12 protein-coding genes are annotated in these 14,168 nt (G+C 64.3%); 6 read left to right on the top strand and 6 right to left on the bottom strand.

The window, feature by feature from the left end:
• Nucleotides 1-140: 140 nt before the first annotated feature.
• Nucleotides 141-1,034 (bottom strand): TIM barrel protein, encoded by an 894-nt coding sequence (locus ACFYTQ_RS00420; protein WP_387355782.1) that lies wholly within the window; start codon nt 1,032-1,034, stop codon nt 141-143.
• A 240-nt stretch (nt 1,035-1,274) separates the two neighbouring features.
• On the opposite strand from ACFYTQ_RS00420, the gene ACFYTQ_RS00415 reads away from it, so the two are divergent.
• The 6 genes from ACFYTQ_RS00415 to ACFYTQ_RS00390 all read left to right on the top strand — a co-directional run bounded on the left by ACFYTQ_RS00415 (nt 1,275) and on the right by ACFYTQ_RS00390 (nt 6,598).
• Nucleotides 1,275-2,279, top strand: a complete 1,005-nt coding sequence (locus ACFYTQ_RS00415; RefSeq protein ID WP_387355780.1) for a LacI family DNA-binding transcriptional regulator — start codon at nt 1,275-1,277, stop codon at nt 2,277-2,279.
• Nucleotides 2,280-2,298: 19 nt separating this feature from the next.
• A complete protein-coding gene (locus tag ACFYTQ_RS00410) occupies nt 2,299-3,306 on the top strand; it encodes a Gfo/Idh/MocA family oxidoreductase (RefSeq protein WP_387355778.1) in 1,008 nt (335 codons plus the stop codon).
• A 50-nt stretch (nt 3,307-3,356) separates the two neighbouring features.
• Nucleotides 3,357-3,773: a PPOX class F420-dependent oxidoreductase gene (locus ACFYTQ_RS00405; RefSeq protein WP_387355776.1), complete on the top strand. Its 417-nt coding sequence runs from the start codon at nt 3,357-3,359 to the stop codon at nt 3,771-3,773.
• Between the two features lie 125 nt (nt 3,774-3,898).
• A complete protein-coding gene (locus tag ACFYTQ_RS00400) occupies nt 3,899-4,183 on the top strand; it encodes a hypothetical protein (RefSeq protein ID WP_387355774.1) in 285 nt (94 codons plus the stop codon).
• A 250-nt stretch (nt 4,184-4,433) separates the two neighbouring features.
• Nucleotides 4,434-5,417: a DNA cytosine methyltransferase gene (locus tag ACFYTQ_RS00395; protein WP_387355772.1), complete on the top strand. Its 984-nt coding sequence runs from the start codon at nt 4,434-4,436 to the stop codon at nt 5,415-5,417.
• A 29-nt stretch (nt 5,418-5,446) separates the two neighbouring features.
• Entirely contained in the window at nt 5,447-6,598 is a 1,152-nt protein-coding gene (locus ACFYTQ_RS00390; RefSeq protein ID WP_387355770.1) for a DNA cytosine methyltransferase, read from the top strand.
• Here ACFYTQ_RS00390 and ACFYTQ_RS00385 read toward each other — a convergent pair.
• From ACFYTQ_RS00385 to ACFYTQ_RS00365, 5 genes are read right to left on the bottom strand one after another with little or no spacing between them, the layout of a single operon-like run.
• Entirely contained in the window at nt 6,590-7,636 is a 1,047-nt protein-coding gene (locus tag ACFYTQ_RS00385) for a DUF6339 family protein (RefSeq protein WP_387355768.1), read from the bottom strand. The two genes, ACFYTQ_RS00390 and ACFYTQ_RS00385, sit on opposite strands and share 9 nt — an antisense overlap.
• Nucleotides 7,633-8,520: a hypothetical protein gene (locus ACFYTQ_RS00380; RefSeq protein WP_387355766.1), complete on the bottom strand. Its 888-nt coding sequence runs from the start codon at nt 8,518-8,520 to the stop codon at nt 7,633-7,635. Before ACFYTQ_RS00380 ends, ACFYTQ_RS00385 begins: the two co-directional genes overlap by 4 nt.
• On the bottom strand, nt 8,520-10,496 hold the full coding sequence (locus ACFYTQ_RS00375) for a hypothetical protein (RefSeq protein WP_387355764.1): 1,977 nt from the start codon (nt 10,494-10,496) through the stop codon (nt 8,520-8,522). Before ACFYTQ_RS00375 ends, ACFYTQ_RS00380 begins: the two co-directional genes overlap by 1 nt.
• Nucleotides 10,493-11,506, bottom strand: coding sequence for a PD-(D/E)XK motif protein (locus ACFYTQ_RS00370; protein WP_387355762.1), 1,014 nt, complete (start codon nt 11,504-11,506; stop codon nt 10,493-10,495). The genes ACFYTQ_RS00375 and ACFYTQ_RS00370 overlap by 4 nt, the downstream gene beginning before the upstream one ends.
• Nucleotides 11,503-14,076, bottom strand: a complete 2,574-nt coding sequence (locus ACFYTQ_RS00365; RefSeq protein WP_387355760.1) for a Z1 domain-containing protein — start codon at nt 14,074-14,076, stop codon at nt 11,503-11,505. Before ACFYTQ_RS00365 ends, ACFYTQ_RS00370 begins: the two co-directional genes overlap by 4 nt.
• Nucleotides 14,077-14,168 lie beyond the last annotated feature (92 nt).

Below are 14,168 nucleotides of genomic sequence, written 5' to 3'. Positions count from 1 at the left end.
ACCAGTGCCGTTCCGCTGACGCGATTTCGGTGTCGTCTGTTGCCCATCTGGCGACCCGCGGCCATCGCCCCGGTTCTCCCCATTCGAACCGACTCCCCGACCAGGGCGCGGTTTCGACGTCGTCGTCATATATTTCCTACCTAGATCCGGGCGGGGGTGCCGAGGCCCGCCAGATAGCGCAGGCTGCGTTCGGCGTCCCGGCTGGGTCCGGCGGCCGAATCGCCCGGTGCGAGCGCCGTATCCTGTTCGATCACATACCAACCCCGGTATCCTGCCGCCCGCACGCACCGGACCAGGGCTTCGATGTCGACATCCCCCTCCCCCAGCGGGGCGAACAGGCCCCGCCGCACGGCCTGGCGGTATTCCATTCTGCCGCCGCGCATCTCGTCGGCGAGGGCGTTTCGCACATCCTTGAGATGAATGTGACCGATGCGGGTGGGATGGCGGCGGGCGAGATCGACGGGATCGGTGCCACCGATCAGTAGGTGTCCCGTATCGAGGCAGATGTCAAGATCGGATCGGGCGAGGAACCGTTCCACCTCGGCCGCGGTCTCCACATGCGTGCCGACGTGTGGGTGCAGAACCGTACGCAACCCGTACTCGGCGGCGATGTCGCGCACGGCCGCGGCGGTGTCGATCAGTGTGCGCCACCCGGCGTCGTCGAGGTCGGGGCGGGAGTCGTAGCCGTCGAGTCCGGTGGCGGCGGCCAGCACGAGCACCTCTGAACCCGCGGCGGCGAACAGGGCGGCGCTGCGGCGTGCGGCGCGCAGGGCGGCGTCGGGCGCGGTGCGCAGGGGCAGGGCGAGGAAGCCGCCGATCGCGGCAATTCCATAGGGACGCAACATGTTTCGCAAGTCGCGGGGTTCGGCGGGCAGATAGCCGGGCGGGCCGAACTCGGTGGCGGTGAGCCCGAGGGCGGTCATCTCGGACAGGACCGTCGGCGCGTCCAGGACGTGACCCCAGCCGGGGACCTCGCACACGCCCCAGGAGATCGGTGCGGCGGCGACGCGCAGCGGATACGACGGTACGGACATCGGATGCTCCCGCTGTCGGTGGGGCGCTCCTATTGGAGCGCTCCAACTATGTAACCTGGGTCACGGTGCTGTCAAGGATGGTCGCGTCCACGAATGTCATGTCTACCTCGCAGGATCGATCGACGGCCCGAGTTCGCGGCGACCGGCTCGTCCGATTGGAGCGCTCTATTGTGCGCCGTCCCGGCGCGCTGTAACCTTCGACGCGACAGCCGATTTCCGGGATCTCGGAAGGCCCCCGCCATGACGCGACCGACGATGGACGACGTCGCCGCGCGGGCCGGTGTCTCCCGGGCGCTGGTCTCCCTCGTCATGCGCGGCTCGCCCAAGGTGAGCGAGCGCCGCCGCCGCGCGGTGCTCGAGGCGGCGCGCGACCTGGGCTATCAGCCACACGCCATGGCCCGGTCGCTGGCCAGCCGCACCTCCACGATCGTCGGGGTCATGGTGTCGGATCTCAGCAACGCCTACTTCGCCGACGTGATCGAGGGTATGGACGCCGCGGCGCAGGACGCGGGGCTCGAACTCATCCTCAACACCGGCCGCCGCAGCGCGTCCCGCGAGCGCGCCGCGCTGTCCGGTCTGCTGGCCTTCCGGCCCGCCGGAGTCGTCCTGCTGTCACCGGTGCTGCCCACCGCCGACATCCGCGCCGCCGCCCGGCAGTGCCCGCTGGTGCTGGTGTCGCGCGGCTCGACGATCGGCGCGGTCGACACCGTCAACGACGACGGGGAGACCGGGGTCGGTCTGGCCGTGGATCACCTTGTGGCACTGGGACATCGGCGCATCGTGCACCTGGACGGCGGCGGCGCCTTCACCGCCGCGCCGCGCCGACGCGGCTACGAGAGCGCGATGCGGCGGCATGGTCTCGAGCCGATGGTGGTGCCCAGCGAGCACACCGACGCCGCGGGCATGGCGGCGGTGCGCACGCTGCTGGCACTGTTCTCCCCGGCGAACTTCCCCTCGGCGCTGGTGTGCGGCAACGACTTCAACGCCGTGGGCGCGATGTCCGCGCTTGCGGACGCGGGATTGCGTGTGCCACAAGATGTTTCGGTGATCGGCTACGACAACTCCTCCCTCGCCGCGCTGCACCACATCGCCCTGACCACAATCGATCAGCCCCGCACCGAGATCGGCCGACTGGCGGTGGCGGCACTGGTCGAGCGCTTGCGCTCGGGCCGTACCGAACCCGTACGCCGCCGCGTGCCACCCGCCCTGGTCGTCCGCGCGACGACCGCCGAACCCGCACGATAACCGGACAGGAGTTTCGCATATGACGGTCGGACTGGGGTTGGTCGGGGTCGGCCGCATCGGCGCCGCGCACGCGGAGACGCTCGCGGGACTGCCCGGGGTGGATCGCGTCGTGATCGCCGACGCCGACCGCGACCGGGCGCGCACGACGGCGGCGAAGCTGGGCGTCGAATTCGCCTCGGACATCGAGACTTTGCTTGCCTCGGGCATCGCCGGGCTGGTGATCGCCACGGCCACGGATTCGCATCCGTCGCTCATCACGGCGGCCGTGGACCGCGGGATTCCGGTGTTCTGCGAGAAGCCGGTCGCGGCCGATCTCGCGGGCACGTTGGCGGTGGTTCGGCACGTCGAACGGGCCGGGGTGCCGGTGCAGATCGGGTTTCAGCGACGGTTCGATGCCGGGTACCGGGCGGCGCGCGAGGCGGTCGCGTCCGGGGAGTTGGGTTGGTTGCACACGCTGCGTGCGACGACCTTGGATCCGTTTCCCCCTCCGGCGCAATACATTTCACGCTCGGGCGGGTTGTTCCGCGACTGCGGTGTGCACGACTTCGACATCCTTCGGTGGGTGACCGGGCGAGAGGTGACGGAGGTGTTCGTGTTGGGGGCGAATCGCGGGGAGCGGTTCTTCGCCGACGCGGACGACGTGGACACCGCGGCGGTGGTGTTGCGGATGGATGACGGTGCGCTGGCTACGGTTTCGCTCGGGCGGTACAACGGGGCGGGGTACGATGTGCGGCTGGAGGTATTGGGGTCGCGCGGGAATGCCGTTGTGGGACTGGATGATCGGGCTCCCCTTCGTTCGGTCGAACCGGGATATCCGGTCTCGGCGAGCGCCGCGTACGCCGGGTTCATGGAACGCTTCCGCGGCGCGTACACCGAGGAACTGATCGCCTTTCTCGACGTGGTCGCCGGCGCGACCGAAAGCCCGTGCACACCCCGTGACGCGCTGGCGGCGTTCCGGATCGCCGAGGCGTGCGAGGTCTCGCGCCGGGAACGTCGAGCGGTGGGTTCGGCCGAGATACCGGACTGACAACCTCTTCGCCTTGATCTCAACCTCCCTCGAGGTTCTAGGCTCTGGTCATGACCTATACGCCCGCCGAACACGCCTACCTCGCCACGCAGAACCTGGCCCGCCTCGCGACCGTCAGCCCGTCCGGCAAGCCCCAGGTCGTGCCCGTCGGCTTCCAGCTCAACGACGACGGCACCATCGATATCGGCGGCCCCACCCCCACCGCTGCCCGCTACCGCAACGTGCGCGCCAACCCCAATGTGAGTCTCGTGATCGATGACATGACCCCCGACGACCCGAGCGAGGTGAAGCCCGGATGGGGGCGCGGCGTGGAGATTCGGGGGGTCGCCGAGGTCGTGACCATCGAGGTGCCGCCCGTCGCGCCGGACTGGTTCTGCGATCAGGTGATTCGGATTCGCCCGCGGCGTGTGCGGAGCTGGCATATCGATCCCGCGGACCCGGACGGCGGCATCCGGGACGTCGGGTAGGGGACCTCCCCCAGCCCAGTCATCCTCAAGGATGAATCGCACCCCCAACTCGTGCCCGCACCCGTGACCGCGGCGCTCCGATCGGCGAGAGTGACTACAGCGGAACCACGTTGGAAGGACGAACCGTGTTCTCGAATACCAGACGGACGGTGTTGCGGTTGGCGGTGACCGGGGCGGTCGCGGCGGCTCCCGTTGCGGGACTTGCGGTTTCGGCTCACGCCGAGGAGCCCCCGGCGACCACCGAGGTCGCGCGCCCGAACCACAACAACCCCTGGGATCACTCAGGACTCTGGGACTGGAACCGCGACAACCGTTGGGACGACGAGTGCGATCCGTCCGATCGCCGCCACCACCATCCGGGTCTGGGGTGGCATCGCGTGGTCCCGCCGGGCTGGTTCGGCAGCAGCTGAACCGGCGAAACGCCGACGGCCCGATGCCTCCGAGCCGGCATCGGGCCGTCGTGCTGTCCGGAATCAGCCGAAGTTGGCGTTCTCACGAAATCCGAACATGGTGAAACCGGCCCCACCGACGTCTGGCGATTCTTCCGGCCGCAGACGATAGGTTGACTACGTAACGTAAGCGACCGCGTACCGTCGGCCGTCTGACAACGCAGAGACCGGGGAGATACGGATGCCGACTGCCACACAGGAGAATTCGGCGTTGACGCTGGTCGACGTTTGCTCCGGTGCCGGGGGTCTCGCTCTCGGCTTGGAACAGGCCGGATTCCGGCCGATCCTCCTGCTCGACCGGTGGGATCTTGCGTGCGATACCTTGCGTCTCAATCGTCCGAACTGGAAAGTCCTGAAGGACGATCTACTCACATTCGATCCGGCTGACTACACTGACACCTACGATGTCGACCTGCTGTCGGCGGGTCTGCCTCGCGTGAAGGCCAGCGCAACCGTCGGCCGCGTCCGCGGTAGCGATGCGGAACTGCAGTTGCTCCAAGCGACGGTCCTGCTCGTGCACGCCATCCGACCGAGATGTCTGCTTGTCGAGAATCTCGCAGATCTCGTCACGAAGCCGACTTACGAATCCATCCGGTCGTACATGGAAGAGGAACTCGACCACCTGGGCTACGGGCATCAGTGGTTCGTGATCGATGCCGCTGACTTCGGGGTCCCACAGGAACGCAAGCAGGGCATCTTGGTCGCCTTCCAGGGCGACGGCATCACTCGATTTCGAATCCCGAATCCCGTCCCGCCCGAAGAACGAACGACAGTCGGACGAGTTCTGTATCCGTCAATGGCCTCGCGTGGCTGGCGTGGCGCAGCGGCGTGGGCCGACCAAGCCGACCAGCTCGCTCCTACCCTGGTTGGCGGTTCCATGGATCGCGGCGGTCCCGACCTCGGTCCATCGGGTACGAAGCGCGCCTGGGCCCGCATGGGCGTCTTCGGGGGGAGCCTTGCGAACGAACCACCAACGGAGGAATTCCACTGGGATCCCACTCGCGGCCGCGCGGGGATGGTTCGCCTCACGGTCCCACAGACGGCGCTCCTGCAGAGCTTTCCGACGAGCTGGCAGTTCGCGGGCCGAAAGACCTCGCAGTACCGCCAGATCGGGCATGCGACACCACCTCCGGTGGGCCGCGCACTCGGGAACTCCATCCGTGACGCGCTCACTCAGACTTCGGATGCCCGCTGAATGCTTGTCGGGCTATAGGATTCGCAACCGTGCCGGCCGAACAACCACCAGCGAGCAGTTCATCGATCCACATGGTCGATCTCTTTGCCGGACCCGGCGGTCTCGATGTCGCGGCACATTGGCTGGGTATCGAGGCACATGGGATCGAGTGGGATCCCGACGCGGTGGCGACTCGGGAACAGGCGAAGCTGCGGACAGAGCTGGGGGACGTCCGTCGCTTCGAACCGCGAAACTTCCGCCGGGACCGGGCCGGTGATCAGGCGGCACCGGGCTCCAGACCTGACATGACCATCCTGGCCGGTGGGCCGCCATGCCAGACCTACACCGTCGCGGGTAACGGTGCAGGTCGGCAGGCCCTGAATCACGTTATCGAGATGATCGACCTCATGATCGACGGCGAAAATGTCACGGAAGCTCTCCAAGAGCTGCACAAGCAGACCGGAGATGAGCGTACCGGCTTGGTGCTCGAGCCGTTGCGCTGGGCGCTCGAGGCTTACAAAGAAGGGGAGGCCTACGACGTCATCGTCCTCGAACAGGTCCCCGCCGTCCTACCCGTATGGAAAAGGATCGCCCATGCGCTCGAGAAGATCGGCTATTTCGCCGAAGCGGGCGTACTCCACGCAGAGGAGTACGGTGTGCCCCAGACGCGGCGGCGCGCAATTCTCATGGCGCGCCGCACGAGTCGTCCACGCATGCCGTCCCCAACTCACGAGCGTTACCGAAAAGGCATGAAACAGCACGATTGTGGAATGGTTCTGCTGCCGTGGAAGTCCATGGGTGACGCACTCGATCGCCGCGACTTCAAAGTGATTTCGAATTACGGAACAGGTGGCGACCCGAAGGCTCGCGGAAACCGCAACTGGGATGAGCCGTCGGCCACGGTGACAGGAAAGATTTCCCGGAACCGCCTTCAGAGCACCATCACTGGGCAAGACCTCCCGCGGTTCACGAACGCCGAGGCTGGTCAACTGCAAACCTTTCCACGAGACTACCCCTGGTCCGACCGCAACACCGCGCAGCAGATCGGCAACGCAATCCCGCCACGCTTGGCCGTGCACGTTCTCGCGGCAGCGTTGGACTCCCCGGTGGACTCGGCAGCGCTCGACGACGCCGTCAACGGGAGCTGGTTCGCCACTATGAACGGCGTGGACGGTCTGTCACCGAAACTGCGCCTATTCTGAACGACTTTCGCTCGGCGGAGCCATTCCGAGCACCACGGCGATATCCCGCTTCAACGGCTCCCGAGGGTTCGAGCGACCGTTGAGCCACGCCGAGACGGCCGCGGGCGTGACACCCAGCTTGGTGGCCAGACGTTCCCGCGTTACCCCGGTGCGGATCAATGCGTCGACAAGCCATTCACCGAATGCCGAGCCAGCGGGCTCCGCCGGCGTCGACAAAGAGCCCGGGGCGCAGCGAGCAGTCGCCTTTCGCGCCCGTTCGGCGGCCTCGCGGTCGGTGGCTCCCGCATTGCTCAGGATTCCGGCGATCGTCTCGTACGCGACCGCGGTGAGTTCTTCGTCGAGTGCGTCGTCGTCCAACCCGTCGAACAACACGAAGGGTGCAAGTCGCAGAAGGCGTTTGAGGAACTCACGGAGAACGTTGCGCTCGGTCAATCCAGCCAAGTCGAGGTTGTTCCACACGCGCAGAATGGATTTGATGAGATGCGAACTGCCGCCCAGAGCGGAACGCCGGGCATAGATCTGATCGAACGCCGACTCTCCCAGGACCTTCAGGGCCCCGTAGGGGCTCGCGTCTTCGGGTGCGTGGACCAACTGGGCACGCCACCACAATCGTCCGAAGACATGCCTGGTGAGGTCACTACCACGGACTCGATCACCCGGCGGCTTCGGATAACGCCAGTGCGCGACGTCGGGCAGGAGAATCAACGCCAGAAATGCCCAAACATCGCCCGCAGCCGCCTCGGCCGGAGCCAGCTGCATGTTGCGATGCAGAGTCTCGGCCAGAGTCAGGTCGAAGGTCGTCTTCTGGTCCTGTGTGGGCGGATTCGGATAACCCGAGCGCTCGGCCAGGTCCAGGACGGTCTGCCGCAATTCGGTCAATTGGTCCGGTTGAACTCGCGCCCCACCGGTCGCCACGTAGACGGCCGAGTCGTCGTACGCCGACCACCGCGCTGTGAGACTCGCCAGGTCGAGAGTTCGGTACTCCTCGGCCAACTCCTTCGCCCGCGCCCGCAGGAGTCGCGGGTACAACAGGCTCACGCGATTCCCTCGAACAGATTCAGCGAGGCTTGCACCTCGGTGGACAACCAACTGGGCGAACGCTGGACCTGCGCCCGAACATCACGTACCGACCGTTGCGGGAAGAGACGATGGAAGAGCGACTGGATAGTGGCACCCAAGGAACCGTCGGCATAGGTCGAATCGTCATCGAAATCGCTGTTGTGCAAGGCGTGTTCGACCATTGTCCTGGCGATGTCCGCGTACAGAATGGCGAGAACAATACGATCCTGTGGTCGCGGCCGAGCCGCATTCGTCAGCGCGTCGGCAACCACCGATTTCTTCTCGTTGACGAGCAGCAGCAGCGAACCCATAGTGGCCGTCTCGAGTGAGTCGAGTTCCAGATGCCAGGCGGCAGACACAGGATAGATAGTCTTTTCGAAATCGATGACAGCCATGGGAAATTGGGGCGCATCGCCCTGCAATCGCAATTCACTTCGATCGCTCCAGAGTACGGAGCCACCGCGTCGCGCGGCCGTGGGCCTCTCGTCACCCGTCCTGCGCCGGGCGAGGATCAGGGCAGTGTCGAGCAAAAGCACTCCGCCGAGATCGGTACCTGGCAACTGCACGTGCAGATCGACCGGGCCCGTTTCCGACAGCATGTGTCGCGCGGCCGTTCCTCTGAGCTTCGATCCCGTCGAGGTCCACACGACCGCCAATGCCAGAGGAGTGTCGGTCGTGAGCCCCGACTCACGTCGGGTCGTCTCCAGATCAATTGTCACCGTACGCCGAAGCGTCACAGCGGTCTGGTAATCCCAGTCCGGGTATGCCTCTGGCAGCGGGAATTCTTCTCCTTCGAGGACCAACCTCCACGGTTCGGGCGCGACCACCGTCTCCGTCGGAACTCGGTAGGGCAGGATCCGCATCAGACACCCACCCCGGAGACTCGAATCCTGATCTCAGTCATGGTGTCAGGGGCCGGTTTGACGATGGCCTTCCAGATTCGGCCGTCGCCGCCTGTCACCGCGAAGCGCGGCTCTTGGCGCAACACACCGCTGTCGTCCTGCCAACCGATCAGGGCGGGTTGCGCGGCGCCCGCGGGCGGCTCGGTTTCTCGGCCGCCGTCGGTAGTCAGCGCAACGGCAAGCTCGGCCGTCACGCGATGATGCAACGGTGCCGGAAGGCGAAATTCCTGGACGACCACGACGATTCCATCATGCTCGTCCACATAGGGCCGACCCACGTACTCGACCCGGGCCCGTCGCGATACGCCTGGTCGCGACGGATTGATTCCCCCTTCTGACGAGCCGCCATCCCGCGACGGCTGCCGGTTCGACGCGATCCCGTCAGCGCTCGCCCCTGGGCGGTTCCCGGCGTCGACGAACTCATCTTCGAACTCATCGATCTCGCTCGGGTTGCCGATCGGAAACTGGGTTTCGCCCGGTCGTCCATAATCAGTTGCCCCGCCCACACCCCAAACGCCGCCGATCAACGGCGAGAACCGATTGCTCGCGGCGCCCAACGAGACGTCAGCGATCGCGGTGCGATCACCCACCGGCATACCAAGGATGGCTTCGGTCTCCTCCTTCAGGCGTGCGAAGGTGGTCCGGACAAAGGTCCGATGGTCACGATCCTCGAGCGTCTGGAAATTCCATCCATCGTGCGTAGGCGGTTCGGCCGCCGCGAAGACCGCATCCATCGCGGGATCAACGCGAAAAACACCTGCGTAACAGACCATTTCGCTCGGCGGCGTCGGCCCTGCCCAGTAGGTCACCACCAGTTCGGCAGGCCGCATCAAACATACGTGGTGCAGATGGCCGTCCATACCGGCGGCCGCGGCGGCCGCCGTTACTTCGAAAGGCGGGGCCACCCGCCTGTCGATCCCGAACCGACCCAGCAACTTCTTCGGACGCCGAGACCGCAACTCCCGCCCTTCGGTCCCGGCCATCTCCTGGTACGCGGACACGAATAACCGCAGCGGGTGACCCCGTCCCCCGGGCGCCGGAACTGGATAGTCGATGCCGTCACAGGTGACAACGAAGTCCATGGGTGCCGACCCAGCAACCTCCTTGCGGGGCAACATCTTCGGCCACAACTGCCAGGCAATGGTTTCGGCCAGGTATGCGGCCGCTTCGGAAGGTTCGCGGTCGTCGAGATCGGGATCGAGGATTGTGATCGTCGTGCCGGTCTCGTGTTCTTCGAACGTGGCCAAGCCGAGTTGCTGGGCGATGCGTTCGGCGTCGGACCCTACGAGCGGCTCGATCACGTCTTTCGAAGTGTCGCCCCACCAATGTCTTCCGGTAAAACGCCGCTCCCCCTCGGGAGTCGAACCGATGTAGCTCTTCCACAGCGCCGCGCCCATGAGCCGAGTCTCGTAGCGCCCTTCGTAGCGGCACCGGGTGTGAACCAGGACAACACCTGGCTTGGACACCAGATAGAGGATTCCCTTGCCGAACCCGTAGGTTCCACCCCCCAGCATCTTGTCTCTGGGTTCTCCGATGTTCCGAAGAAAGGAAACGAAGTCGCGATCGCAGTCATCGCCCACATCGTCTGCACGGGTTGGTCCACCCAGTCCCTGCGTGCCGCGATCCGATATCGACAGGACACGAATCAGCGGCTGCTGCAATGCCTTTCGCACCGGCAGGTGCGCATCCGACGGCGCCCCACGAAGCAGATGTTGTCGCCAGGCCGGGGCGTTCGCGGCACCCACCGTTTGCAAGTCCATGCGAAAGCGGACCGTGCCATCCTCCTCGGCGCGGGCGTCCCAGCTATTTTGCGCCGACTCGCGAACCAGGATGGTCAAATAGTCGAGTTCTGGTTTACCCAGCTGGTTCCGGATGCCTTCCGCTGCGCTGGCCCCTTCGGGCGGGAAGGGCTGCGAGTACCACATCGGGGTAGTCACTCCGGCTCCTCCGCCATCCGATGCACGTACCGGGCCACTTCGTCGTCTTCCAAGGGTGCGGGGGTCTCCCCGGACAGATCGATCGTGTATTCGACGTCATGGACCACGACAGGAATCGACGCCGCTTCGAGCATGGTCTCGGTCAGACGGGGAAACGTGCCCTCGACCCGGTACCAACGCTGCTCGACCACTCGAAATCGCTTGTCTCTGTAGTGGTCCGCGTCGGCACGGTGGTAACCGGCCAGCGCCAGCAGGCCGAGCACAGCGCTCTCGTCGTCGGCGCGTTCGAGTGCCCGATCGATCATCGTTTCGAGAGAGGGGCCGTCGACGGCCGGTTCCACCCGCAGGCTGGTCAACAGGAGCTCACCACCCGCCGGCGGATCCAATTGATCGAGGCCGTGAATCCGCACTCGACGACCCTTCGGCACCAAGGAGGTCTTGACCTCGATCGCCGAGCCGCCGGTCGAGAAATCGTGGCAATTTCCCAATGGGCCGCGCCACCAGTGGTGGGCGCTCGGATTTGTTTCCAATAGGAAGCAGAGAACCGAAAGTTCTCCGAACAGACCCGCCACCTGCTCCGGACCGAGCGGAGCGCCCGAACGTTGAAAGAGCATTCGCCACTTGTCCAAGGCACGGTACAAGCCTTTGAGCGGTGAGTGCTCGAATACTTCGATCTCCTCCAGAGCGGCTGCGCAGAAGGTGGCGAAAATACCATTGAAATCGGGTGCCAAACAAGCAAGGTCCGCATACACCTGATAGGTGCTTTCGGTCTCGAGCGGTCGGCGCGACAGGTTCAGGACCGGACCATCGATGCCCTCCCGGATCACCTGGTGAGACTTGATCGGGACGAGCAGATGACGAAAATTATTCGGGTCGACGCATGCCGCTACGCGACCATTGCTGGTTTTCACCGGGAGATCCGAAACGCGCATCGCCGACGGGGAGCGCAAGGGGGTGGAGGAGAGCATCATCCACTGATCTTCGATGGTCTGCCTATAGTCGGATTTCATGCCAGGTCCTCGTCGACCAACGCGCTGAGGTCCTCGTCTTCGATCTCGGCGCCACCCGGAACGGCGGACAGATCAGCCGAGATGTAGTTCGCTTCCCACGGCACGGTCGAGTCGGAGTTTCGAGGCTCCGGAAACACGAGGCCCACACCTATGACATGCTCGAAAGCATTCAAGGGCTTGCGATCAGCCTGGTTCCGAGTCGGATTCGACACGGAATCAATGGGATACAGGACCAGCAGACCGACGTCGGGGAGTTGCGCCACCCGCTGCTTTCGGATCTCCTTTTCCGACCATGTCTGAATGGGTCCGGAGAGATCGAGAGCTGCATCCTTGCGGCTCATCAACGTTTTGATATCGATAAAATCGGGTTCACTCGTAATCGCGGACCGAACGACTCGTCCGACAGCTACACCCTCGGCGAACTCGAAGACATTATCGCCCTTCACTGGATTGCCCGCGACAACGATGTTCCATCGACCCAACGCACTGCCGTTACGGATCCGCGCCTTGATGTACTGCGACATCATTGTGCCATTGCACTCCTCCGAACGTTCATGGAAACGATAGTTCTGCAAGAACTCCAATACGTAGTCGCTCGGAACACCACGGAAAATGAAGCGACCCTCTTCCGAAGACCGTTCCATCGAGATCCGGGCCGACGCAGCCGCTGTAATCAGCTTGCGCGCCGCTTCCTGGTTGCCGAGCAACCACTCTCGATCCTTACGAAAGTACCGGGTTTGGACCCGCTGGCCACCGTACCCAGCGGACGCGGTCACCGCATCCTGCATCTTGGCGGCCGCTGTCACACGCAGGGCAGGATGCGTTCGAAGGCGGACGGCGAAGGTCATCGGGTCCTTGGTCTCGGTCATATAGATATCGATGTCACGTCGCATTTCGGCCTCGACCGTTGCCAAATGCCGAAACCAATCCTGGAGCTCCTTGGTCATCCAGATCCGCGGGAGATCCTCGTAACCGTGCCGATATCCGAACCAGCGGCCCATCTGGAGCAACGTGTCGTACACCGTAACAGCGCGGACGAAATAACTGACGATCAGTCCTTCCAGGGTAAGACCGCGGGACAAGGTGTTGCCACCCACGGCGATTGCAACCACCGGCCCGTTCTCGTAATCCAGTCGGTCGACGCTGCTCGAGTTGTCCATAATGATTCGGCAATCTTCGAGTACTCCGGGCAGATGCGCAGCGAGTTCGTCGAAGTCGACCTTGCCCTCACCGAACTCCGCAGCCGACACGCATGCTGTCTCCTCCTCCCAAATCGCCCGCATCTCCGACCGAACCTTGGCATCGCTCAAACCCCGCACGGTTCGCTCGCGGAACGCTTCGAGCGGGGCTCGAAAGCTGTTGTGTACGGAGGTCCGCACGCTGGTGTGCACGAGCATCGTCGAATGCGGTTTTCCGGTACCGCGAACCCGTCTCGCAGCCGTGGCCATCCAGAAGTAGCGGACCGCTCGCCGCAGCGAGTCGGTAAGCACAGGTACGAAGTCCTCCGCCTCGGCCCTGGTCTTCGGCCGAACCAATGAAACGTCCTCGTCGGGCACTGTACGAATCATGTTGTAACCGTCGAAGACTTCGGTGGGATCCTCACCGTCGAGGACGAGCCGACCGAAAAGCACCTCCGTCCCGAAGTGATCGGCCGGTTTCGGCAGATTCACGATGAAATCGCGCGGGTAGAGGTCATTGTCATCGGCCGGGTTGATAAGCAGGTTGGCGAACGGGGATGCCGTATAGCCGATATACGCCGCTTTCGGCAGCGTGCCAAGCATATCCAGAATGAGGGGATTGATCGTGTTGGTGGCTACGGTCGCCTGATCTGCCTCGTCATCGATGATGAGAGTGGGGGTGTCCCCCAGATACTCCCGGGCAGCCCGCAGCCACTGCACAAGCTTCCGAAGCACCGTCGCGTTCTTCTTGACGACGCACAGGAGCTGAGTCCGATTCGCGGATCCGAAGAAACCCGCCGGGTTCGCGGGCGGAACGAAGTCGTGATCAAGATTGGTGATCTGCATCCAGGAAGACGAGTTCGGCTGCACCAGCTGCTGAACGAGACGGGCCTGGGTTTGTCGCCGTAGGCCGTTGTGAATGCCGGCTAGAACGATGAAGAGTTTGTAACCACGGTCGGCCGCCTTCGCCGCGACAGCGGTAAAATTTGTCGTCTTGCCGGACTGCACGTAGCCGACCACCAAACCGCGCGCCGAAAACCGCGCTTCGAGAGGATGATTGAGCAGCGACACGATGCGCGTAGACGACCGATCCAAATCCTCAATCGAACTCGTCGACAAGCCCTGACGTGCAAGAATACGCGCGAGGGCAGGCCAGAACTTGTCGCCGTCCTGCGGACCGGTGTACCAGGTGTACCGATTACCCAGCACGACCGACTGCGGCTCCTCCATCTCACGGATGGCCAGCAATCGATCCTCGTGTCGTTTCCGAACACCCTGGACGATAGCGTCCGATACGCCGAGTTGCTGCAGTCGCTTGATCGCTCCCTCGGGCGTGTCACGATTCAGCAGCATCTCGAAGGTCTCGTACGCGTTGTCAGCCCGATCGTCCATCTGTCCTCCTGAGTCCCCATCTCGGCAAGATCCGAGATCAGGAAAAACTCCCCAAATCCCACAGCTTCAGCCGAAGCTACACACAATCATGT

Origin of the sequence: Nocardia sp. NPDC004068, from assembly GCF_042874315.1 — a bacterium.
In the GTDB taxonomy this organism is placed as follows: Bacteria; Actinomycetota; Actinomycetes; order Mycobacteriales; family Mycobacteriaceae; genus Nocardia.
This window is presented reverse-complemented; position numbering and strand designations above follow the sequence as displayed.